We start from the raw sequence: 24,181 nt of genomic DNA, 5'->3' as shown, positions 1-24,181 counted from the left end.
CTTATTTGGCGTCTTCAGTTCAAAGAGGTATTGGTGCACCACATACTGATTTAAGAAATTCGATATAGCGTGCAAAGCATCTTCTTGCCTTTTTGTAAGATTACGCATGATTGCTGATTCCTTCTATAATTAGAGGGGGAATCAGCGAGAATATTGTTCATCCTGAAAGTTTTTGTCTGTCTACTTTTAAAATTAAAAAGGGAATGTTCGTTCTTGTATTATTTACTCGAGGAGTATACACATCACGTTTCTATTAAATAAAACAAAGCCCTCCCAATCGGTAAGGGCTTTGTTTATTTCAATAATTCTTCCAGTGCTTTTGTTTCTGGCCCGTACATTCGCATCTGCTGTTTATTCGTGATAGACAGGAACCTTTTTACCAAAAGAGGACACCCTATATAGAGTGTCCCGTTTTATCAATTTTGCTTGTGGAGTTGTTATGTTTTAAATGCAGGAATGTAACTGCTGAATTTCTACCAGAACCCAAAAGGAAGGGGTCTACTCTGAAAGTCAATGTATCGGTTCCTGAAATCTTGCCTTTTTTACCCGGAAGCTTTGAATGAGGGAGAATTATGAACTTCACTATATACCTGCCTTCTTTGTCTTCGGATAATTCAACGCCTGCTTTAATGGTAACAGAGAGTGTGTCATCCTTATAAAATTCACGGGCACTGTCCAATATATTTTTACAGAAAAGCTCATGCATAAAAACACCAAATAGCTCCTGAGAAACTTTTGGGTTCTGGCTGTCGTCTTGTTTAGCAGAAACTGTGATAGAGCTTAACGAAAAACACAAGATAACCAATACAATTATTTTTTTCACAGTAATCATCTCCCTTCACTTTAACATTTGCATTCCTTTATTTTTTATTACACCTTGAATATCTATTAACTTTGAAAAGTCTTCTCTCTTCATAAAAGAGAGCCATCGCTCGCCAGGCGCGGATTCTATGCCATTTCCACAGATTTCAATGTGATAGACTTGAGGTTCCCGTCCTCTAAGCTTCCAAGCGGGTTCGAACTGCTGAGCACTTCCTTACCATGGAAGAGGTCAGTAAAACTGATAAGAACTAATGGATCCATAAGACAGCCTAAACCGCCGATTGAACATATACATAATTTGATTGAAATGTTATTTGAAAAGAACAGCGGTATTCAATTCGTTGCTGAACAAGATGGTAAGCTCATTGGCTTTGCAACATTATATTTTAGTTTTAGCACAACGAAAGCAAATAAAATAACAGTAATGAATGATTTATTCGTGGCAGAAAACGCAAGGGGTACAGGGGTTGCCCAAGAACTGTTTAAAAGATGCGAATCATTCACAAAAGAAAACGGGTATGCACATATGTCGTGGATAACTGCAGCTGATAATTACCGTGCACAAAGGTTCTATAAAAAGATGGGCGGTTCTCTTGGAGATTGGTTGAACTATACCATATAATCCGACATGACATTATTGAAAAAACAGAACAAAAAGCAGGGCTTTTACTACGGCTCAACTGGGTAAATAAGAGGGCCTCTATGCAAGCCGCCCAACAAATAAAAAAATAAACAGGCATGCTGCCTGTTTATTTTTTATAAACGCCGGCTTTTAGAACAGCCGTTTTAAGCTTTTCTTGAGAGACGGCATTTCGATTTTTTGGTTTTCAAAGAAGTTTTTCAGCATGTATTTGCTGAACCCCTTCGCTTGGCCGTAAGTGATTTTTCCCGGAAGCGGCGGCTCGTCGCCGATGACGGCGTCGATGACGACCGGCTCATTTGAGTTGAGCGCTTCATGGAAAGCGGGAGCCAATTCTTCGTGTTTCGTCACTTTGATCCCTTTTGCCCCGCAGCTTTCTGCAAAAGCGGCGTAATCCACATTTTGCAGCTGGGTGACGAAGTCAATGTTGCCTTTGACTCGCTGTTCATATTCGATCATGCCTAAACTTTCGTTGTTTAAAATAACAACCGTAATCGGCAGTTTATATTTAACAGCCGTCGGCAGATCCTGCATCACCATTGAAAATCCGCCGTCTCCGCAAATGGCGATGGATTGCCTTCCGGGTTCGGCAAGGCTTGCGGCAATGGCTCCCGGAAGCCCGCATCCCATCGTGGCGAGCCAGCTTGATACGATAAAGTCCTGCTTCTTCATTTTAAAATGCCGGGCCATCCACACCGTGACCGTTCCGACATCCACTGACAGGACGGCATCCTCTGCGGCTGCATCCTGAAGCCGGGCGATGACCTGCTGCGGCCTGAGCGGATGAGTCGCTTCGGTTTCATCCTTTTCAATTTCTTTCCACCAATGCTTCATGTGCTCGGTGCAGGCGTCCAAAAATCTTCTGTCATCTTTATATTCAATGTATTCCGTCAGCTCTTTCAGCCCAAGAGCCGCATCACTGACGATTCCCGCATTGACTGGATAGCGCTTGCCGATTTTCGCCGGATCCGAATCAAGCTGGATGGCGGGCGTATCGTCCGGGAGATAATCCCTGTACGGAAACGATGTGCCGAGCATGATCAGCAGATCGCATTCCTCCATTGCTTCGTAGGCGGGCTTTGTGCCGATCTGCCCGAGATTCCCAAGAAAGTGCGGGTGGCTGTCAGGCACGACGCCTTTTGCCGGAAGAGTAATGACAATCGGAGCCGCCGCTTTATCGGCGAATGCGAGCAGCTCCTCTTTTGCCGATTTTAACCCTTGTCCTGCGAGAATGACCGGCTTTTTTGCGTTGTTAATATATTGCGCGCATGTCACGAGATGCTCTTTTTTCGGCTCTATATCGGCTTTAAGGTATATCGGCGACGTGTAAACCGGTTCCCGTTTGATTTTTTGCGCGAATAAATCATCAGATACGGTTAAGACGGCAACGCCTTTTTTGCTGTAAGCGGTACGGATCGCCTGATTCAGAAGGTCGGGCAGCGCTTCTGCCGTATGTACTTGCTGGTTGAATACCGCCACGTCCTCAAACATTTGCTCTAATTTGATTTCCTGAAAGCTGTCACGGCCGATTTCATCGGAAGCAACCTGTCCCGCAATCGCCAGCACCGGAACGCCGTCCGCTTTGGCGTCGTATAAACCGTTCAGCAGATGAACGGCCCCCGGCCCAGCGATTGAAAGGCAGACACCGATCTGTCCGGTCAGTTTTGCCTCAGCCGCGGCGGCCAGGGCTGCGACTTCCTCGTGCCTGGTTTGGATGAATGTCAGATTGTTTCGTTCTTGTCTCAGTTCTTCGATAAATTCATTAATGCTGTCTCCGGGAATGCCGTATATATGACCGACTCCCCATTGTTCAAGCAGCTCTGTCATTACATGTCCTGCTGTTTTACTTGGCATACTGCATCCTCCTTTTACCTGTATTCATGCCCTTTTTACAACGGGTTGAAACACGGGGACGTGCGCCTGTATTATTCTCAGCGTTTGGCAAAAAAAAGACCGCGGCACTAAGGCCTGCGGTCTTTGAGGTTACTTTTTAAAATGATACGGCAGGGTGGCGACGATGATGTCTTTCTTCCAAAACAGCCGGACGCGGAGTAAAAAGGCCGATTGGTTATGAAGAATGGTCTGCCAGCGTTTTTTCGTAATGAATTGCGGAAACAGCACCATTACGGAGAACTGTTCTTTTCTCGCTTTCTGTTCGACCGTTTCCAAAAATTTATCAAACGGGTGAACCAGACTTCGGTATGAGGAATGCAGGGTTACGAGACGGACGCCGTTATCAAGCTCTTCCCAGCGCTTTTCCACCTTCTTTTCGTTTTCTCTGTCAAAGGAAACATGAACCGCAATGACCTGATCCGATAATGATTTCGCATACTGAATTGATTTTTGGACGACGGTGGTAACCCCGGCGACAGGCACGATGACGACGGTTCCCTTAATTTCTTCAGGCTGCTGATCCACGACCCGCAGCTGTTCGCTGACTGCGGTGTAGTGATTTTTAATTACGAAAAACAGCATGACGACAGCAGGCATGAATAACAGCACGGGCCAGACAAGATTGAACTTTGTCGCAAATAAAATGCACAGCACCATAAATGAAATGGCGGCGCCGCAAGAATTGATCAGCATTTTAACCGCCCAGCCCTTCGGCTTCTGCCGGATCCACTTGATGCACATTCCCGTCTGCGACAGCGTAAACGGGATGAACACGCCGACGGCATAGAGCGGGATTAGATGTTCCGTGCGGCCGCCGAATAATAGAATAAGCAGGATGGATGCGATACCGAGAAAGATAATTCCGTTTGAAAAGCCTAATCGGTCGCCGCGAACCGTAAACATTCTCGGCATATACTGATCGCGCGCTAAATTAAACGCCAGCTGCGGAAAAGCGGAAAAGCCCGTATTCGCCGCAAGCACGAGAATCAGTGATGTAACGCCTTGAATGAAATAATACACCGTATTGCGGCCGAAAGTTTCCGCAGCAATTTGCGAAATGACGGTCTCATTAGGCTTCGGGCCTGTGCCGTATCCGTACGCCAGCACCGTAATCCCCGTAAATAAGATCGCCAGCAGAATCCCCATCATGGCCAGAGTGCGGGCCGCGTTTTTCGCCGGAGGATTTTTAAAAGCCGGGATCGCGTTTGAAATGGCTTCAACACCAGTCAGCGCCGAACAGCCCGAAGAAAAGGCCTTCAGCAGCAAAAACAGCGTGATGCCTGCTACGGGTGTGCCGATCGGCGTGTGTTCGGCCGGATGAACCTGACCCGTCATAAGCTTAAACAGCCCGACGACGATCAAAAGGACAAGCGCCGCCACAAACAGATAGACGGGATACGCCAGTATGGACGCCGACTCTGACAGTCCTCTCAAATTTAAAATCATAATCAGAATCACAAGCAAGACAGCAATGAACAGATGATGCGGGTGCAGAGCCGGAAATGCCGATGTAATGGCGTCGGTTCCGGCAGAAATGCTTACCGCCACCGTCAGAATATAATCAACAAGCAATGAGCCGCCCGCAATCAGGCCCGGCTTCTCACCAAGGTTTTCTTTTGAAACCATATAAGCTCCTCCGCCTTGCGGATAAGCGTAAATAATCTGTCTGTAGGACAGAATCAAAGCAAGCAGCAAAATGAGAACGCCGCAAGCGATCGGAATGGAATACCAATAAGCGGCCGCGCTTACCGTGGCCAAAATGATCAGAATCTGTTCCGTTCCGTAAGCAACTGATGACAGCGCATCTGAAGAAAGCATTGCGAGCGCCTTGAGTTTCGTCAGTTTCTGCTCTCCGGCCGCCTGTGATTTCAGTGGTTTCCCAATCAAAAATCTTTTGATTGAATGGTACATTTGTTGTCTTCCCCTTTTTTTCATTTTCCGTTTGATTTACAGACCCTTACTGCTATGATGTCTCCGAATGCTGATTGCATGCCATATTTCAGCACGGCAAAAAAACACAGAGGCAAACGGATGCCCCTGCGCCATAATCGTGCACAGGTTTCATTCATCTCCTCTCATGAACGCTTACGAGGTTAGCTGTCGGATTCGGGCTTATGAGAGTTGGCCCTACCTGAAAAAGGATTCACCCCAAGCGGCATTATGCGCCGCAAATTGGTTCCCCCGCTCTGGATACAGATTAAGCGATATAGATTATAAAAGAGATCATACTCCCGTCCCGTCCGGTTGTAAAGGGGCTTTTATGCTGTTTCAAAAATAAAAAAATCTCCGCCAAAAATGGAAATAAAAATACAGAAAAAGAGGCCTGTTAACAGCCTCTTTTCCCTTTATTATTCTTCGCTTTTTTCATTGTCCGTTTTTCTTTTTTTCCTTCTTGCCGTCAGCCATATCAGACCGGCCGCAATGAGAATAAGCGCTGCGAAAACAGCGATATACGTGACGTTCGGTACGGCGGACCGGCTTTTCGTATCAGCCGATGGACTGCTGTCATCGGATTTGATTTGCTGATGGTTCGAAAACAGCTGCTTGCTGCCCGTTTCGTTGATGACGGTTGCGGCTTCTGTTGTGCTGTCTAAAAAGCTGATCAGCTCTTTTGTGACAGCCACGCCGCTTCCTGATAACGGAGCAAAAACAGCTATGCCGGAGCCGGAGTCCCAAGGTGATTCCTGTGTAAATGCGACTTGTTTCGTCGTCTCATTCAGCATCTGAAACGAAGAAACATCGTAAGCGCCGCTTCGGTCTGACGGCACGAGAAGCTTAGATGCGTTTGACTTCAAAAGCGGAATTTGCGGCAAACCTCCGATAAACACAACATTCCGGCCTTTGGCGTCCGCTTCCTTCATATCTGATGCCGTCTTTACGGTAAATGCCTGACGGGCGCCGTTTCCGAATGAATCCGCCACCAGAGAAAGCTCTTTAAGTGTCTGCATGTTTACGTTATCCGGGATGACGATCACTGTTTTCTTCTTCACGTCACCTGCAAACGGGAGCGGCCATTGCCCGAAATCCGGTTTTTGCGCCGCGCCGCTCACCGGGTAAGTCAGCGTGCTGCTTTTATCAATATAGACCCATTTGTTTTCGTCACGGTCGATACACGGATTGTTATTTTTCAAACCTGATGTGACAAATTGCAGATCAATATACCTGCTGCTTCGCAAAAGCTTCGGATCAATCGGGATTGTGACGTGATAAAACCCGTCTTTATCCTTATTGCCGAGATCATCAAGATGCACCGCATTCGGCTGTCCGTTGACCATGACGTTAAGCTCTGCTCTCTCATTGTCATCATCTTTAGAATCCGTCTTCGTCCGGACCGCTTCCGACGTCTTTAATGTAAGCGAAAGCTTGACCTGCCCGTCTTTATCAACAGCGGCCGCCGCAGGGTAAAAGAAGTGCTCTGACGCCGTTTTGTTTGATCCGACCGTTACATTTCCCGCGCCAAAATCGTCTAGTGTCAGTTTATTGCGTGTCTTTTCCGCAGCGGGCTGAAGACGGCCGATCATCAGTGAGTCTCCGCTCAGCTGTCCTGAATAAGCGCTGTCTGTAATGACGCGGATTTTATCTGCCAGCGTTTTGTCTGATTGTGCCGTGACAAACAGGACGGGCTGACGTTTGTCCCCGGCGGTCAGCACCCGTTCCGCGAGAAGGAGTTTGTTTCCTTCCGCTTTGATATTTCCCCGTTCGATAAGCTGTTTGATTTTGCCGTTCCAATGATGTCCGGCACCGATGACAATTGACGGATTGCTGATTTTGCCTGCATCGGATTCTTTTACGTATGATACTTTCAGCCTGCTGTCCGCCGTTTTCAGAAATCCTTCTGTTTTGACTGCGGCTTCCGCTTCAGCCGAGGTCGGTTTGTCAGGAAGGATAATATCGGTTTCTTCACCCGTATTGCCTGATTGGGCAAACGGATACGGGAAATGGCTGAGATCCGCTCCCTTAGACTTGCTTGCTTCTGAAAGCATAAGGCGGCTGTCCGGATATATCTTTATCCAGTTTCCTGACGTATCCTGCCTGACGCACACGCCCTCTTTTAATACACCGTAAAATTGCAATGATACATTATGATAGCCTGGGGCGGATTGGCTTTTGCTGAGATTGAGCTTTACCGTTTTCCGCTTGGAGCTGCCGTCAAGCTTTATGGATTTGACGGGTTCATTGTCAATGGCAATGGTTAAAGAAGACGGGGCAATTAATAAATTTGACGCCTCGTAATCAATCAGAAGCGACTGATTGGCATCCGAAGCCCCCGCAGGAATTTGATAGGTCAGTTCTGAGCTGTCTTTCGCCCCGTACAGTGTAATCAGATCGCCCGTCAGCGCCTGCTGCTCTTTTGCGCCGGCGCTTTTTCCGAGGGCGGAACCGTCCGTTTTCAATTCCTGAGCCGCGGCCGTCTGCCCGTTATACATCAATAGCAAAAGGCCTGTTATCAATATGATCGCTTTTTTCAAAAAGGTCACCCGCTTTTATTTTGATTGTATCGCTCCGTCTTGTACCACTTGACTTCCTGCTTGAACAAACGGTGCTTAATCTCTGTGAATAATGACCAGATGACGAGCACGATCCAAGCCTGGGAGTAGGTAAAGTACATGAGAAAAACGATAAAGAAGTTTTGTTTGTTCATTTCTGTTTTTTCAATGCTTAAGGTAATCATGACCTCGGTCATAAACAGGAAAAAGGCCAGTATCCACAAAATCATCGCCAAAAACCCGACTGCCAAATGCAGGTCGTAAAAAAGATTGATGATAAAAATCGTGTTTGACATGATCACACCGAAGAAAAACAGAAAATACGTAAAAAAGAAGTAAAACAAATCGAAGATAATCCGCTTGCGTTTCAGCTTGAAAAATTGGGATAAAAACTTGAGAACCACGTATTGGTTGCCGCGCGCCCACCTTGTCCGCTGGCGCCACCAGACCTTCCATGTTTCAGGCTCCTGCTCCCATGTCACAGCCGCCGGGAAAAAGCGGATGTGATAGCCGAGATTATACACGCGGATGGTCAGCTCGGTATCCTCCGCCAGCGCCTTATCATCCCAGCCGCCGAGCTTTTCAATAATGCTCCTCCTGATCGCGAAGTTCGTTCCCGGGATGGTGGCGATTTTGAACCATTTCCATCTGCCGCCCTGCGCCATCCACTGAAAGCAGATGGTTTCAATATTGATAAACTTCGTCAGGAGCGTTTTGGCCGCGTTGATGACACGGAATTTCCCGACAACCGCTCCGGCTTTCTCATCATTCATCAGACCGAGAACCAGGTAATACACAGCCATTTTTTCCGGTGTGTTGTCCGCATCATACACGCAGATCACATCTCCGTTCGATTCGGCGAAACCGGAGTTCAGCGCTGAAGATTTTCCTTTTCCGGCGTGCGGGGGCTTTGTAATGACCATTTTAATGAAGTCATACTGACGGGAAAATTCTTCGACGATGTCTCCCGTCCGGTCGGAGGAATTATCATTCACGACGATGACCTCAAGCCTGTCTTTCGGATAATACAGATTCACCATCGCCTTCAGCGTCTGCCTGATGACGACCTCCTCATTATGCGCGGGAATGAGCACGCTGACCTTCGGGAGCTCCCCCATCTTTGCGCGCCACTTGGGAATGTTCCGTTCGAAGGTCATATAATGCCTGAATCCGCCCTGCATCAGAAACATGTGATAGAGAAGCATCACCCATATTAAACTTAATGAGATAAAAAACAGGATGTTACTCAAGGCTTCTTCTCTCCTTAAAGATTCGTTTTTTTAATGTTACGCGCAAATAAAGGACGTAGCAGACGAACATGATGATAAACAATAGCACCACGCCGGAGAGAATCCAAAGCGCCTTTTCCAGAGGCGTCTGCTGATGGTGATTAAAAAAGGACGTTATCGGATGGATCTTGTTTTCCACTTGAATGGTTCCGTCACCGTCCGTTTTGATCCTGACGCTCGCCGACGTCACCGTTTGCTTCGTCTTCTTCAGATCGAGCCACTCGCCGCCGGGAATCCGCTCCATTTGATTGACGAGCTCGGGAAGGTATTTCATGCCGAGATACGGATGGTAGAAACCTCCTGCCACACCGCCGCCGAAATCAATCATCCGGGAGATGCGATTCTCCATATCCCCGAGCGGATTCTCCTTTGAGTTATCGGCAAAGCCGATTGTTTCAGGGTAAAGCGTCATCCCGTCCAGCATAGCCGGCTTTGTGACAAACGGAGGGGCGCCCGAGGTTTTCCACGTCGTGCCGCTGAGCTGGACTTGGCCGAAAATGCTGGAGAAATAAGAAGACGCGATTTTGTAGCCTTCTTCAGACATCGTATAATGCGGCGCTTCGAATGACAGCGGGTAAAGGCCGAGCTCTGTCAGATCGTCAATCGCCTGCTCCAGCTTCGTTCCCGTATAGATTTTTTCTTTTTCACGGAAAGGCTTCACATACGCCCGGTACGCTTTTTCATTCGGAAAATCCTGTTCCTTTTCAAGCTTGACCGGAGTATCGTCCGCATTTTCCGACGTAATCGGCTGATCCGCTTTGGTGTCCCAGAATTCAAAGCCTTCTCCCGTTTCACTGTACCGGTATGCGTGCGTATAGCCGTGGATAATGATGCTGCCGCCCATTTGCTGAAGTTTCTTCAGAACGCTTACCATTTTCGGCTTGTCCGCCAGATATACTTTTTCTCCGTTTTCCGGATTGAGATAGACCGGAATCACCGCCAGAATAAACGGAATGTGCCTTTTATGCAGGTAAGCGCCCGCTTGATAAAGCAATGTCTCATCCGACATCGGGCTGATGTCTTCAAGCCGCAAATAAAGGAGGGTGCTGCCCTCTGATTCTCCGAACGCCTTACGCAGTTCTTTCGCCGTCAGAAACGAATCATTTAACAGGCTGGTCAAACCGAAATAGCAGTCAGAGCGCGCCGTTTTCCACATAAAAGGACGGGTGCTGCCGTCACCGGATCGGTATGTATAAAGGGGCTCCCCTTTTACTCCCGATATGCCGAGCACGGACATTCCTTTTTCAAGCGGCATGTCTGTTTTTTCTTTCCCGCCGTATATGCGGTAGACCGTTTCTTTTTCTGTCAGGGACAAACCCGTAAATTGGCGGAACTGCCCGGCGTTATAGCCGATGCTGATGAGCTGCTGCGGCATGCTGCTGATCAGAGATACAAAATGATTGCTGAGCTTTTTCTTCGTCACGCCGTAATAGATGACGCGCCGATTCTTTTTGAGGTCCGCGGCTGTGATATCTCCGTCGCTTTTAACGGTGACGGCGGATGAGAAATGGCCCGCGATCAAATCAAGCATTTTGACTTCAGCGGTTTCTTCTCCGTCCGTGCTTGTATAAATAATGAGAATGCCGTCCTTTTTTTCTTTTGCTTCCGCCGTACGGGGAACATAAACCGCCGAAACCATGAAGAGCGATACCAATAAGAGACGTATCCATTTAGAGTTCATTCATCATCATCTCGTTTTCCAGTTCATTTAAAAATTGATCGGCCGTTTTTAAATCCTTTCGGTACGCCAAATAGCATACACGGAAAGTGATTGAGACGTATTTACCGTTTTGCAGCCTGTACGTATCCAATTCCTTTTTCAGCTTCGCCAGAACGGCCGGCATGTTTTCTTCAGGCGTATGGGTCAGCACGATGCCGAACCGTTCGGCAGACGGCCTGAATTTTTTGTCTGTCTCCCGTACGCTTGAACGGATTTGGCGGCTGATAAATGCAAGCAGGCGGTCGGTCTCTTTTTCTCCGTAGAGAGATTTGAATTCCTTGAAATAATGCATGTGCAGCAGCAAAAAGACGAAGGAATTGCCGTAGCGTTCCGCCCGCTTGATTTCCTCAGAGAGTTCCAGCTTCATCCGGAGATGATTGTCAAAGCCCGTCACCCTGTCGACGGCCACAAAACTCGTGATCTCTTCCCGCAGCTGCTTAACTGAGCGCTCCAGCCCCTTGGCCAAATCGTGTATTCTTCCCGACATGTAGGAAAAGAGCAGCAGCGCGATTCCCCACACGACCAGCATCTGCAGACCTTCGGCACCGGCAGGCGCCATAAAACTCCCGGTCTGAAACCACAGGAGCAGGCTGCCGAGAACAAATAAGACGAGTAAAGTGATGACGAGCGCGTAGATCGCCCCAAACCATAAGCCGGCTCCCGCGACAAGCAATGTTATACAGGTCATGAGAAGCCCTGAGGATTGCTGTGACACATAGTAAATAAAAAATGACAGCAGCACTGTCATCATAGCTGTGTAGCTGCATAGTTTTTGTGATTCATTGAATGATATTTTCATTAAACAATTTCCTTTCAGCCAGAAGCGGCAGCAGGTTATCGAAAGAATGTGTATCGCCCCCGCTCATATAGCCGCCGTAATCAGGTTTCAGCGTGTCCAGCGTTTCAAATGAAGTCATTCTTTCATAAAGCGACTTGATGACAGCCGAATCAGCTTTTTGCTCTGTTAAAAAAAGAACGGCCAGAGCGTAAACGGACGGTGATTCGTATTGAACAGCCGGCTCCTTCGTGTCTGCGCTGTACCGTCCGTACAGCTGTCCGCGCGACTTAAATTCATTTATGATCCATTTTGACAGCGCGGCGGCTTTGTCATCGCCCCGTTTCAGATTCACGGCGGCGTACAGCTGGTCGATGACATTGACTTCACTGTCATATTTGTATTCCTTTGTTTCGGTATTGAACGATTTCGGCAGAAAGCCATTTTTCAGGGGTGCATGATTGAGAACGTCAAGGTTCCGGTTTTCCGTTTTCTCATCGATTATCCCCTGTTCTCTCAGCATCTGTAAGGCGCCTGGGCCGACATAGGACAACGTCACGGTCTTTGATGCGGCATGTGAAGCAGCATCATAATAATCCGTAAAATACCGGTCATTCGTATTGTATTTTTCCAGCGCCTTCCCGATTTGCACCGCTGTTTTCCCGTACTCACTGTTTCCCCACAGAGATGCTGCCTCATTCAGACAATTCATGATTCTGAAATCGTCAATTAAGGCATTGGTCCCGCTCGCTTTATTCCGGTCAATCTTCCACGACACGAGCCCGTTTTTCATAAGAAACGAATCGGTGAGAAGCTGATACTGGGCTTGAAACTGCCGTTCATCTTTCCTGCTCAGCAAGAATTCCATCCATAGTCCGAGAGACTCAGATAAATATTCCGGCTCACCGGATATGTTCGTCTGGATCATTCCGCGTCCGTTCATCAGTTTATGATAAATAAAATGCTCTGCGGGCTGAAGGGGTCCGGACGGTTCAACAGCCGTCTGTTTTTCAGTGCCGGCCTCCGTGCATCCTGCCGTCAGCACGATCGAAATCAAAAGGATCATCAGACTAAAACCGAATCGCTTCACAGTCCATCCTCCTAGTTCACAAATCCTTTTTTGTACCTATATTTTTTTCACAAAGTATTTTTACTATATAAGAAACGATCAAAGAATACTAGCATTTTTTCACATTGGTAAATTTTTAAAAACAGGAGCGCCGCCTGCTCCCCTTTTCCCTCTTTGTATGGATTGCATTCCTAATACAGTAAAAAACACAAAAAAAGGCAGCATTTCTTTACAAATGCTGCCTTTCTCTCATTTATTTATCCAAGCCGAGTTTTTTCAGCTGTTCTGCCAGCGCGTTGTTCATCGGCTCATCATTGTTTTGTTTTTTCATATAAGAGTTGATGTCCCGCTTGGACGCGCGTCCGGATTTATCTTTCGCTTTGCGCTTTTCAAAGACGGACAATTTCTCCCGGTGGCCGCATACACATGCGAAGGTTTGGCCTTCACCCTGGCCGCGAAGCTCCATTTTCTTATGGCAGTTCGGACAGCGGGCGTTTGTTTTTCTCGCCACCGTTTTCCGGCTGCCGCACTCCCGATCCTGACACACGAGCATCGTGCCGCGTTTGCCGTTGACTTTAAGCATCATTTTGCCGCAATCAGGGCAGGCGGTGCCTGAAATGTTGTCATGTCTGAAGGTTTGGCTGCTGTTTTTGATTTCCTTCACCGTTTTGCCCGCATATGATTTCATGTCTTTAATAAACACGGCGGATTTCAGTTTCCCAGCGGCGATGGCGGAGAGCTTTTGCTCCCACTCGGCGGTTAACGCCGGCGATTTTAAATCTTCCGGGACGAGCTGTAAGAGCTGCTTCCCTTTTGACGTGATAAAAATGTCTTTTTCCTTTTTCTCGATCAAGAAGCTGTTGAACAGTTTTTCAATGATATCAGCGCGGGTGGCGACCGTTCCGAGTCCCCCGGTTTCACCAAGCGTTTTCACAAGGTTCTTCTCTTCTCCCTGCATAAAGGCGCTTGGGTTCTCCATCGCGGATAACAGCGTGCCTTCATTAAAGCGCGCCGGCGGTTTCGTCTGTCCGCTCGTTTCTTTCAATGATGAGACAGAAAGGCGCTGCCCCTGCTGAAGAGCCGGCAGCGTCTGGTCTTTGTCTTCCTCATGATCGTCATCATCCTCGTACATATCATACACGGCTTTCCAGCCCGGCGATTGAACGGTTTTCCCTTTTGCGGTAAATGTTTCGCCGCCGATATCGGCTGTGACCTTTGTTTCTTCGTATTCAAACGCCGGCATTAACACGGCGAGAAAACGTTTGGCGATCAGATCGTACAGCTTGCGTTCTTTGTCGCTGAGGCTTGAAAGAATCAGCGGCTCCTCTGTCGGAATGATGGCATGGTGATCAGATACCTTGGCATCATTGACGAATCCTTTATGCGCTTTGACGCCGCGTTTCAGTATTTGATTGACGTATTGTGCGTACGGCTTGACTTCCATGCCGTTTAACCGGTCTTTTAAGGTCGGCACGATGTCTGCGGAAAGGAATCTGGAGTCCGTCCGCGGGTACGTGACAAGCTTATGCTGTTCATACAGCTTTTGAAGCACCGACAGCGTCTCTTTTGCGGAAAAACCGAAGCGCTTATGAGCGTCCCGCTGCAATTCCGTCAAGTCGTAAAGACCGGGGGCGAAGCTTTTCTTCGCTGTTTTTTTCAATTCTGAAATGACTGCCGGCTTTCCTTGCAGGTCTTTTGCCAAACGGCCGGTCACCGTCTGGTCGAACGTTCTTGTCTGCTTTGTTTTTTTATCCTGCCATGTCAGCGTCATCTGATCAGCCGCCGCACGGAGACCGTAATAAGGAACCGGTGTGAACGCCTGAATATCCGCTTCGCGCTTGGCGATCATCGCCAATGTCGGAGTCTGGACGCGTCCGCATGACAGCTGCGCGTTAAATTTTGTCGTCAGCGCGCGGGTCGCGTTTATGCCGACGATCCAATCCGCTTCCGCTCTGGCGACGGCGGAATGATACAGGTTTTCGTATTCTTTGCCGCTGCGGAGCTTTTGGAATCCTTCTTTAATCGCTTTATCTGTCACAGAGGAAATCCACAGCCGTTTAATCGGTTTGCGGACGTTTGCCTTCTCGATAATCCAGCGGGCCACAAGCTCCCCTTCCCGTCCTGCGTCTGTAGCGATTACAATCTCGCTGACGTCTTTTCGGACAAGCTGGGCTTTGACCGCATTGAACTGTTTGCCTGTTTTTTTAATGACGACGAGCTTCAAAGGTTCCGGAATAATCGGCAGGTCCTCAAGCCGCCATGATTGATACTCTTTGCCGTATCCTTCAGGGTCAGCGAGCGTTACCAGATGTCCGAGCGCCCACGTGACGATGTAGCGGTCGCCTTCAAGGTATCCGTTTCCTTTTTTATGACACTTCAGAACGCGGGCCAAGTCCCGGCCGACTGAAGGTTTTTCAGCTAATACAACTGTTTTTGACATGCTTTTTCACTTCTCTTTCTTTCACACTCATCCTGTTATTATAACAGACTTCCTCACGCTCTCTCTAATCGAGGACGTTCTTTGTGTCAATTTCTGAGAAAATGACGTGGGTCACGGTTTGGGCATACGGAGAGGTGCGGTTAATGAAGTGTTCGATCGTTTCCAGGCTGTCCGCGTTAATCTTCAGCATATAACACGCCGCGCCGGCGACCCGAAAACAAAATTCAATGTTGGGAATGGATTGAATGTAGGTTTTGAATTGATCGTATTTTCCGTTTTTCACCGTCGCTTCAACAATACAGGAAACGGGAAGCCCGATCTTTTTTTGATCAATGTCCAATGTATAGCGCTTAATGACGCCGAAGGATTCAAGCTGCCTGACACGCTCTGTGACGGACGGGGCTGACAATTTGATTTTTCTGCCAAGCTCCCGCATAGACAGGCGGCTGTCCCGCTGCAGCTCTTTAATGATGCTCAGATCAACATTATCTAGTTTCATGACTGTAAGTCCTTCCTTACCCTTTTGGCTATATTATCAAGAGAAATCCGTAAAATGACAAGAACAATAGGCTGAAATCATGAAGGTTTTTCAGGAACAGTCGCGAAATGGTCATATTAGGACTGCCCATTGCTTATAGTATAGAAGATCAGATGTCCGACAGGAGGGAGTTGTATGTTACACACGCCGATCGGCAGGCTTCGCACGATGGGGTTTATTGAAGGGATGTCGCTTTTGGTGCTGCTGTTTATCGCGATGCCGCTGAAGTATTGGGCTCATCATCCGCTCGCCGTCACCATTGCCGGATCCATTCACGGCGGGTTGTTTATTATTTATTTGGCAGTGCTGGCGTATGCGGCGTTCACTGTCAAGTGGCATGTGAAATGGTCAGCCGCGGGTTTTATCGCGGCCTTTATCCCATTCGGCAATTTTATTTATGACCGCGGCCTGAGAAATTATAAATAAAAAAGAAAGCTCCTCTTTTATAGAGGAGCTTTCTTTTGCATGCCCTACAGCCAGTTCGTCACCCAGGCGATATAATACGCGCCGGGAATGAAAACGAGCTGGGCGAGAAGCGTGCCCGCGACCCTTGACGTCACCATCGTCAATGATGTCCATTTTAAGGAGACATAGCTTCGCTTGCCCTTCGCGACATCATCTGCCAGTACGGATACTTTCGGGTCAACAAACACAGCCAGAAGCATGGTCGCAACCCCGTTGATTAATCCTGATGCCATCACGGCCGTCGTGCTGTGCTCAGGCGCCAGAAGACCGGCGTACAGAGCGGACAGTACGCCGATCGTGTAAATAGACGTAATGACCATATTAATGACAAACAAGCGCTTCGGGATCATTCGAAATTGAAGCCCTTTTAAATAGGAAACTGACGGCAATCTGATATAAGAACGCGCATGCTTCAGCCCGTTCAGTGAAAATCCTTTTTTAAATACCTGCATGACGGAGCCGCCTCCGTCCGCCAAATGTATAATCGCCCGGGTAAATAACGCGACGAATGTCGGCAGGAGGCAGATGCCGAGCATCGTTCCGACCGTGGAGCCGAATATTAAAAACCGAAACTGAGCGCTCACAACAGACAGGGCATTTGATCCGGCGGCGTCAATCAGATGTCCGGTAAACGGCTGCTGGACCATGTTTGACATCCGGGACACAATGACCATAACATTAAATAATGACAGCGCGGACGCGATAAATCCGACTCTCGCGCCGGAAAGCCGTGTCGCATATGCAAGTGTTTCAATCGAATGTATCAACAGCAGAAAACAGAAGATAAACAGTACTTGTGAAGTAATAACGTGCAATGTATGATTCCTCCAAATCTTTTCATACTGATTAGACTCTGAAGACTGCGGCGAGGTTTCGGCCGGCCAAATAAAAAAACCGCCCGGATGTCCGGTGCGGTTTTGTCTTATTCTTTTCTTACGCAAATAAATAATATATGGTTTCCCGCCTTAGCCCGCGGGTGATCCGTAAATTACAGTTCCGACAGAATCATTCTTCGAAAGTAAACACCATGGAAGTTCTTGAACACAAGACAACGAAAGCCCTACCTCTCAATCGTCACTGCGGCTCCGAAGCCGCGCCGGTGTGAATTGTAAAACAAAAAGTCTTTTTTCCATCTCTTCGTTAGGGGCGAATATCAGAAGGAAAAGAATAAGCTCAGCTTTTTTTCAAGCTGTCCGTTGAAGCCTGAAGCTTCTTTATCAAAACAGAAAAAAGAAGTTTACTTTCTTTTTTATTTGCATGTTGTCACTTAGCAGTTAAGTATAACAGATTGCCCCTGAATGATCAAATGATTTATTAAAGTTCCAGCTCGGCCGGCGTTTTTTCGCCCGCATTCATGAGCTTGATCTGCTTCGGTTCAATTTCAAGAATCACAAGATTCGGATCGTCTTTACCGTCGAACCAGCGTTCCAGTTTCGGATCCCACAGCTTTTCTTTTAAATCGGCTGAGTTGTTCACCTTTGCGGTTCCGGCTACTTCCACATAAGCGTCACCGAATCCTTCACAGTCATATCCCAACAGAATATGAACATTCGGATTGTTTTCAATTTCTTCCGCTTTATGAGTGTCTTTGCTTGTCGGCGTGTAAATCGTTAAGCCGTCATGGAAAAATGTCATATAGCGGGAATGCGGATTGCCTTGCTCTACAGTCGCAAGCGAACCGACTTTATGATGATCCAGCACTTCGAGCACTTTTTGTTTGATTTCATTCTGATTCATGAAGAATCACTCCTTTTTAACGTCTCCGCTGTTACTTTTCCACATCGGGGAGACATTTAAACCAAGAAATGTGCTCTTCTGCCGATCTTCGCTCCATTCACGCTTCAGCATGCTGTAGTTCACCGCGTCATGATATACGCCCTGCACGAAAATGCCTTCTCTCGTCAGTCCCTCTTTTTGAAATCCGAGCCGTTCCGCCACCGCCCTGCTTTTCGTGTTTTTTTCAGCGGCGCTGATCATGATTCGGTTCAGCCCGAGATCCTGAAATGCATGGGTGATGACCGCCCGGCAGCTCGCGGTGATGATGCCGAACCCTTCATGCTCTTGATCCAGCCAGTAGCCGATGTCCGCTTTTTGATTGGCTGCATCGACATTATGGATGCTGATCATGCCGCAAAACCGGTCCTTCACAAAAATGCCGGCGTCAAAACCATTCTCTTCGGCGTATTTATAGCGCCATTCCGGAATGATCACATCGCGGTACGTATTAATATCAGCCAGTTCTTCCGCCCAGCTGAGCCATTCGCTGAGATGGTTTTGATTTCGTTTTATAACAGAATACAATTCGTCCGTATCTTCTTTGGCAAGCAATCTGATCGTCAGATGTTCCCGGATTTGACAGGAAAACACGATCACACCTTCTTTCCTTTATTAGCCATTATACAGGTAAATTCATTTTTTTCCATACAAAAAAGATGAGGCGCGCAGCCTCATCCTTAAATGCGCGGGTCGGTGAAAATGTCGTGATCATCCGTGCTGGTCGAGGACATTTCCGTAACGACCGCCCCTTCTTCTCCCGCTTGAAACCAATGTTTCGTATCCGGGGGAATGGTGTACTGTCCGCCCGGTTCAAGCACAATCTCATGCCAGACAGTGTAGTATTCCTTATCTTCTTCCGGCGGGAGGACGCTTGGGTGTTCTGTCTTTTCGCCTTCCACGTAGAGATACACCTTCCCCCAGCGGCAGCGGAATGTCTCTTCTTTTCCCTTTTCGCCGCTGACCGGCGGATGGCGGTGTTCGGGACACGTCTGGCGCGGAAAGAGCACCAATTCTTTCGAACAGTAACGGTCTGTATTCACGTAAATAAACAGCTGAAGCCCTGTTTCCTGAAGCTTGCCTAAGCCGTAATCCATGATTTGAATGTCTTCGACTTCATCATCGGTCAGAACGATTCCCGCTTTTTGATAGTATGCATTCACATCATGCTTCGATATCGTCATGCTTCAGCCCCCTTATGTGGTCACAAATCCGCCGCCGTTGACATGCAGCGTCTGCCCGGTCATATAGGATGATTCATCTGAAGCCAGGAGCACATAACAGCCGACATGCTCAACAGGCTGGCCGGCCCGTCCCATCGGCGTATCCTGGCCGAAAGAAGCGACTGTTTCTCCTGAGAATGTCGCCGGAATCAGCGGTGTCCAGATCGGCCCCGGCGCTACGGCGTTGACGCGGATACCGTCTTTGACGAGCGCTTGCGCCATTGATCTCGTAAAACCGTTAATCGCGCCTTTCGTTGCCGTATAGTCGATCAGCTGCGGATTTCCTCTGTACGGATTAATGGATGTCGTATTGATGATCGCGCTGCCCGGCTTCATGTAATCAATCGCTTTTTTAGTCAAATAAAATTGTGAGTAAAAGTTGGTTTTAAAGGTTCTGTGAAGCTGCTCGCTTGTGATGTCTTTAATGCTTTCTTTAGGATGCTGTTCCGCGGCGTTATTCACGAGAATATCGAGACGTCCGAATTCTTCAACCGTTTTTTCAACCGCTTCGTTACAAAAGTCTTCCTCACCGACATCGCCGGAGATTAACAGACATTTTACGCCTTCTTCTTCCACACGTTTTTTTGTATCTTCCGCATCTCCGTGTTCATCAAAATAGACGATTGCGACATTTGCGCCTTCCTTTGCGTAAGCAACCGCTACGGCGCGGCCGATACCGCTGTCACCGCCTGTGATAAGCGCGGTTTTCCCTTTTAATTTATCAGCGCCTTTATATTCTTTGTATTCGTAAACAGGCGCCGGATTCATTTCGCTCTCAATGCCCGGCTGGCGGTTTTGTGATTCCGCCGGGAATTCCTTCGGATAGTTGTTTTCCATGTCAAGTTCCTCCTTCTTGTTCAATGTCTTATTTCATGTCTACCTCGGCTGTCTGCCGGATAAACATAATTGAAACAGTTCAAAACGTTTTCGGAGAAAAATGTTTCACATGGAACGCACGAAAAAAACCCGGCGGGCAGCCGGGTTTTTGTTTTCAATTATGAACGGACCGCTTGTTTGCGGAGCACGTCTTTTTTCACTTTTCCAAGGTTGTTTTTCGGAAGCTCGCTGACGAACTCAATTTCCGGAATTTTAAAGGCAGCAAGACGTTCTTGAAGGAATCGTGTCACTTCTTCTTCTGTCAGACCTTCTCTTCCGTTTGTCACGATGAACGCTTTTGGTTTTTCACCGTAAAGCGGATCAGGGATACCGACAACAGCTGTTTCGAGAATTCCCGGCACTTGCTGAATGACCTCTTCAATTTGGTCAGGATAAATATTATCGCCGCCGTAGATGATGACATCTTTATAACGTCCGGTGATAAAGATAAATCCGTCTTCATCAATATATCCGGAATCGCCGGTATGGAACCAGCCGTCTTTCAGCACTTTTCGTGTCGCTTCTTCGTTATCTTCGTAGCCTTTGAATAAAAACGGACTTGTCACAACGACTTCTCCGATTGAGCCTTGCGGAAGGACTTCACCTGTTTCCGGATCTACAACGCGGACGTCCACTTCTTCCATCGGTTTACCCGCAGAAGCGGCTTTATCCATTCCCATTTGCGGATTCCAAGAGCTGATGCCCCATGCTTCAGTGCTTCCGTATCCGTGCATGAGCGGAATACCGATGTCCTGATACTGCTGGATCAGGCTGCTTGGCACCTTTGTGCCTCCCGTCATCATATAAACGATAGAAGACATGTCAGTCTGATGCGTTTCCCATGCTTTCAGCAGGTACGTGTAATAGACAGGCAGCGCCATCACGGTTTGAATTTTCTCTTTTTCGATGAGCTTCAAGTTTTCAACAGGGTCCTGATTGTCTGTCATAACGAATGTCGTTCCGCTCATCGTTCCGACCATCTGGCAAATAATCGCGCTCGTATGGTAATTCGGGTGGCATGCCAGGAAACGGACATGCTGCATTCTCCCCGTATATGCCAATGTCGCATTTACGTAGTTGTATATGCCGCCGTGAGTGACCATGCAGCGTTTCGGATTGCCGGTTGTACCCGAGGTAAACATCAGCAATGCCGTATCGTTTTCAGACACTGTTTCGACGTCCGGTGTATCGCCGGAGCCTGTCAATAAAGCGTCAAACTCAGGTGTTGTTTCTACAGCGGTTCCTGTCACGATCTTCAGTTTAAGGGAAGATTCAAGCGCAGGAAGCACCTCTTCCATAATCTCTTTAAATTCAGTGCCGTAAAAAACAGCTTTCGGCTCACAAGCTGCCAAAATGCCTTTCATTTCATACGGTGTTAATTGCCAGCTGACCGGCACAACCACCGCGCCGATTTCAAGTGCAGCAAACATGACGATAGATGCCGCGTGGCCGTTTTTGCAAAGCATCGCCACTCTGTCGCCTTTTTTTATTCCTTTATCAAGAAGCGCTTGTGCAAGCTGGTTGATTCGTTTTCGATATTCCGCGTAGGTCAGGGTATGCGCACCGCTTTTTACAGCTTCGATCTCTTCGCTATTTGAAATGTCATGCAGAATCAGATGCTGTAATGTCTCCATATTTTCATCTCCCATAATGATAAATCACAAAAAACTCTGTCAGATTTTCTTCTCACGCAACCCATTTTAAACCAAAAAATATAACTTGTAAAACAATTTTGTTTTAGAACTATTCCATCGGTGAATGATACAATAGTCCCATGTTTTTAGTTTCCTCCCTTCACTTTACCCTCATACATACGAAAAAAAACACACGCCTTATGAGGCGTGCGCTTCCTGTTCAGCGCTGTCCTTTCTCCTGAATAAAATGATAAAACAGCCTGTTTAAACGTTTGTATAAATCGGCTTCACCCTCTGTCTGAAAGGCTTTTATACTGGCTTCGGATTCAATAATGGCCGAGCTGACCGCACTTAATATTTCCGAGCCTTCAGCGGGCATATCAGCCGGCGCCATCATCACCAAAGCGCGGCCGACGGTCAGGGAATTTCCGTCCATGCCTTTGACACTGCATGGAGCTGTCAAATCATAAATTTTGAAAAAAGGCGTGACAATTTCTTCATTTTTGAGATGATACAGCGCCATCGCCGTTCCCGGAATGCCGAGCCCTCCCTGTTCTTCACGCTCTGTGAGGAGCTGTGCGGTTTTTTTGGCATGACGGACAAATCCTTCTTGCTCAAGCACGCCAAAGAGATGGTTCAAAAACAACTCATACGCCATGTTTGAATCAATGGATTTGATCGAAAAGTTCCGCAGCACGCTTTGGATAACCGCCGCGTAATGCGCCATACGTCCGGCCGCTTCCAGCATATCAGGCGTCTCAGGCTGCTTCTCTTCTCTTTTGCTGTTTCTTTTTTTGTCAAGAATCAGCGGAATCTTTCTTTTGATGTACTGCTTGACCTGATCGGCGTCTTCTTCATTTAAAAGCGGACTGACCATGACGTAATCAATGTTTTCATACGGGATCGGCACGGTGGATACGATCATATCGTACGCCGAGGTATCACGGTTCTTCAGTTCGATGAGGGAAGACATATCAAAGGAACGGATTTCCGGGAGCTCTTTTTTCAGTCTGGACGCGAGCATTTTGGACGATCCGATGCCGCTTGAACAGACGATCAGCGCTTTGATCTTCGCCTCTTCCCGTTTGATTTCCAGAGCGGAGCCGAAGTGAAGAACGATGAAAGCGATCTCATCATCAGGAAAACGAAGCCCCGGAAAGAATTTTTCCATTCCTTCTTCTACGGCCATATACAGCAGGAAGTAGTCGCGTTTAATTTGCTCAGTCATCGGGTTGTACATGTCGATACTTTCTTTCACCCGATTGATCGCAGGCTCCAGATGGGCAATTAAACCGTCATATAAAGAGCCGTTTTCCGTCAGATCAATTTTTATTTTTTCAGAAATGAAGCCGATCAGCTGCTTCGTTTGCAAGGCCGTTTCAACTTCAATGTTTTCCGGTTTGAATTCGGTTTTGTATTTGCGGTTGGCGCTCCGCAAATGAATGGTGATATAGCCGATCTCCGCCTCAGGAATCGAAACGCCGAACGCTTTTTCAAGCTCTTTTGCCATTTCGAGCGCGGAGCCATATTCCTTCGTCTGCTGCAGCGCTTTTAGTTCTGAAGCTTCCATCGTGATGGTTTCTCCGAGTCTGATCCGGTCCATCGCAAAGGTTAAATGAACCGCCAGCGCCATGTAAGAGCTGTCAGATAAAGCGATCGCGATTTTTTCCTTGAGCTGAATCAAGAGCCGGTCCATTTTCAAAAGTTCCGCTTTATTTACGACGCCGAACATTTTTTCAGCAGCGTCGGGTTTCCCTTTAATATTGAATTCAACCGCTTCCAAAAAGGTTTGAATATCAAGGCGGTTGACCATGAGATTGCCGACGATTTTCCGCTTCGCATTTTCCGGACCAGTCAGCTGAATGCCGAAGCCTCTTTTTCGGATCAGCGTCAAGCCGAAGGGGGCAATCCAAGTCTCCAGCTCATCGAGATCATAACTGATCGTCGCGTTTGTCACTTGGAGCTCGTTCGCCAGACTGTAGAGCTTGATCGGCTCTTGAGACTCTAATAGCGAACATAGGATTAAGAGTTTCCGCTCCTCAGCGCTGTATTCATGCTGTTCATAGGACAGCTCTGACAGGAGCTTCTGTTTATCTTCCGGTTTTCCCACCGCTTTCAGTCCTTTGCCGGGCTGTTTATCAAGTGCCAAGCCGAATGATTTCATCATCGGTTTGATTGTTTTTAACTCGCGGTGAACGGTTCTTGTGCTGACTTGTAAAGCTTCTGCCAGTTCATGCACTGTCTCGTATCGGTTCTGCAGTAAAAGATGTTTCATTAATTTTTGTTCTCTCGCTGTCATATACATGAAACGCGCCTCCAGATTTTCTAGTTGTGAGAGGTATGGCACATGGGGGGTGCTGCCGGGGAAAGTAGTGTAAATTCTAATATAAAACGCTTTCAAAGAATATACAACCATTTTCAAATGGCAATTTGGCACTGGTCCGTGTGACAGTATTGAATAAGAAAAATGTGTCAGATAATATGCCGTGACGTTTGTTTCTCTTGATCCGCACGGCTATACTTCAAAGTGACCTTAC

General features: G+C 47.6%; 19 protein-coding genes and 1 riboswitch. Of the genes, 2 read left to right on the top strand and 17 right to left on the bottom strand.

Features of this window, described 5'->3' with window-relative positions:
* Nucleotides 1–394 precede the first annotated feature (394 nt).
* The gene (locus QRX25_RS02270) at nt 395–823 is read right to left on the bottom strand and encodes a hypothetical protein (protein ID WP_115998186.1); all 429 of its coding nucleotides are present in this window, start codon (nt 821–823) and stop codon (nt 395–397) included.
* Nucleotides 824–1,060: 237 nt separating this feature from the next.
* Here QRX25_RS02270 and QRX25_RS02265 point away from each other — a divergent pair, with 237 nt between their 5' ends.
* Nucleotides 1,061–1,444 (top strand): GNAT family N-acetyltransferase, encoded by a 384-nt coding sequence (locus QRX25_RS02265; RefSeq protein WP_115998292.1) that lies wholly within the window; start codon nt 1,061–1,063, stop codon nt 1,442–1,444.
* Between the two features lie 150 nt (nt 1,445–1,594).
* Here the strand turns inward: QRX25_RS02265 and QRX25_RS02260 are convergent, their stop codons facing one another.
* From QRX25_RS02260 to lrpC, 9 genes are all read right to left on the bottom strand, one after another.
* Entirely contained in the window at nt 1,595–3,316 is a 1,722-nt protein-coding gene (locus QRX25_RS02260; RefSeq protein ID WP_065980743.1) for a pyruvate oxidase, read from the bottom strand.
* Between the two features lie 129 nt (nt 3,317–3,445).
* The gene (gene kimA, locus QRX25_RS02255; RefSeq protein WP_212100350.1) at nt 3,446–5,266 is read right to left on the bottom strand and encodes a potassium transporter KimA; all 1,821 of its coding nucleotides are present in this window, start codon (nt 5,264–5,266) and stop codon (nt 3,446–3,448) included.
* Nucleotides 5,267–5,422: 156 nt separating this feature from the next.
* A riboswitch (cyclic di-AMP (ydaO/yuaA leader) is annotated at nt 5,423–5,569 on the bottom strand.
* Between the two features lie 134 nt (nt 5,570–5,703).
* Nucleotides 5,704–7,824 carry a cellulose biosynthesis cyclic di-GMP-binding regulatory protein BcsB gene (locus tag QRX25_RS02250; RefSeq protein WP_212100347.1) on the bottom strand — a complete coding sequence of 707 codons (2,121 nt, stop codon included), beginning with the start codon at nt 7,822–7,824 and terminating at the stop codon, nt 5,704–5,706.
* A 5-nt stretch (nt 7,825–7,829) separates the two neighbouring features.
* Nucleotides 7,830–9,092, bottom strand: coding sequence for a glycosyltransferase family 2 protein (locus tag QRX25_RS02245; protein ID WP_065980740.1), 1,263 nt, complete (start codon nt 9,090–9,092; stop codon nt 7,830–7,832).
* Complete coding sequence (locus QRX25_RS02240) at nt 9,085–10,812, bottom strand: DUF2334 domain-containing protein (protein WP_115998189.1); 1,728 nt, start codon at nt 10,810–10,812, stop codon at nt 9,085–9,087. Before QRX25_RS02240 ends, QRX25_RS02245 begins: the two co-directional genes overlap by 8 nt.
* A complete protein-coding gene (locus QRX25_RS02235) occupies nt 10,802–11,650 on the bottom strand; it encodes a diguanylate cyclase domain-containing protein (protein ID WP_115998190.1) in 849 nt (282 codons plus the stop codon). Before QRX25_RS02235 ends, QRX25_RS02240 begins: the two co-directional genes overlap by 11 nt.
* On the bottom strand, nt 11,631–12,716 hold the full coding sequence (locus QRX25_RS02230) for a lipoprotein YdaJ (RefSeq protein WP_115998191.1): 1,086 nt from the start codon (nt 12,714–12,716) through the stop codon (nt 11,631–11,633). Before QRX25_RS02230 ends, QRX25_RS02235 begins: the two co-directional genes overlap by 20 nt.
* A gap of 232 nt (nt 12,717–12,948) precedes the next feature.
* The gene (locus tag QRX25_RS02225) at nt 12,949–15,135 is read right to left on the bottom strand and encodes a DNA topoisomerase III (protein ID WP_065980736.1); all 2,187 of its coding nucleotides are present in this window, start codon (nt 15,133–15,135) and stop codon (nt 12,949–12,951) included.
* Between the two features lie 64 nt (nt 15,136–15,199).
* Entirely contained in the window at nt 15,200–15,634 is a 435-nt protein-coding gene (gene lrpC, locus QRX25_RS02220; RefSeq protein ID WP_003156263.1) for a transcriptional regulator LrpC, read from the bottom strand.
* Nucleotides 15,635–15,808: 174 nt separating this feature from the next.
* Between lrpC and QRX25_RS02215 the strand changes: the two genes are divergently transcribed.
* Complete coding sequence (locus QRX25_RS02215; protein WP_013351048.1) at nt 15,809–16,099, top strand: DUF3817 domain-containing protein; 291 nt, start codon at nt 15,809–15,811, stop codon at nt 16,097–16,099.
* A gap of 44 nt (nt 16,100–16,143) precedes the next feature.
* Here the strand turns inward: QRX25_RS02215 and amj are convergent, their stop codons facing one another.
* The 7 genes from amj to QRX25_RS02180 form a co-directional block, all read right to left on the bottom strand.
* On the bottom strand, nt 16,144–16,953 hold the full coding sequence (gene amj / locus QRX25_RS02210; protein WP_115998293.1) for a lipid II flippase Amj: 810 nt from the start codon (nt 16,951–16,953) through the stop codon (nt 16,144–16,146).
* Nucleotides 16,954–17,452: 499 nt separating this feature from the next.
* Complete coding sequence (locus QRX25_RS02205; RefSeq protein WP_013351046.1) at nt 17,453–17,875, bottom strand: pyridoxamine 5'-phosphate oxidase family protein; 423 nt, start codon at nt 17,873–17,875, stop codon at nt 17,453–17,455.
* A 6-nt stretch (nt 17,876–17,881) separates the two neighbouring features.
* Nucleotides 17,882–18,505 (bottom strand): GNAT family N-acetyltransferase, encoded by a 624-nt coding sequence (locus tag QRX25_RS02200; protein WP_212100344.1) that lies wholly within the window; start codon nt 18,503–18,505, stop codon nt 17,882–17,884.
* An 86-nt stretch (nt 18,506–18,591) separates the two neighbouring features.
* The gene (locus QRX25_RS02195; RefSeq protein ID WP_212100341.1) at nt 18,592–19,095 is read right to left on the bottom strand and encodes a D-lyxose/D-mannose family sugar isomerase; all 504 of its coding nucleotides are present in this window, start codon (nt 19,093–19,095) and stop codon (nt 18,592–18,594) included.
* A 12-nt stretch (nt 19,096–19,107) separates the two neighbouring features.
* Entirely contained in the window at nt 19,108–19,971 is an 864-nt protein-coding gene (locus tag QRX25_RS02190) for an SDR family oxidoreductase (RefSeq protein WP_065980733.1), read from the bottom strand.
* Nucleotides 19,972–20,129: 158 nt separating this feature from the next.
* Nucleotides 20,130–21,644, bottom strand: coding sequence for a class I adenylate-forming enzyme family protein (locus tag QRX25_RS02185; protein ID WP_065980732.1), 1,515 nt, complete (start codon nt 21,642–21,644; stop codon nt 20,130–20,132).
* A 220-nt stretch (nt 21,645–21,864) separates the two neighbouring features.
* A complete protein-coding gene (locus tag QRX25_RS02180; RefSeq protein ID WP_065980731.1) occupies nt 21,865–23,949 on the bottom strand; it encodes a BglG family transcription antiterminator in 2,085 nt (694 codons plus the stop codon).
* Between the last annotated feature and the right edge of the window lie 232 nt (nt 23,950–24,181).

The sequence above is a fragment of the Bacillus sp. L381 genome (genome assembly GCF_030284525.1).
Lineage (GTDB): Bacteria > Bacillota > Bacilli > Bacillales > Bacillaceae > Bacillus > Bacillus amyloliquefaciens.
Note: the sequence above shows the minus strand (reverse complement) of the source record. Positions and strands in the feature narration are given on the sequence as shown.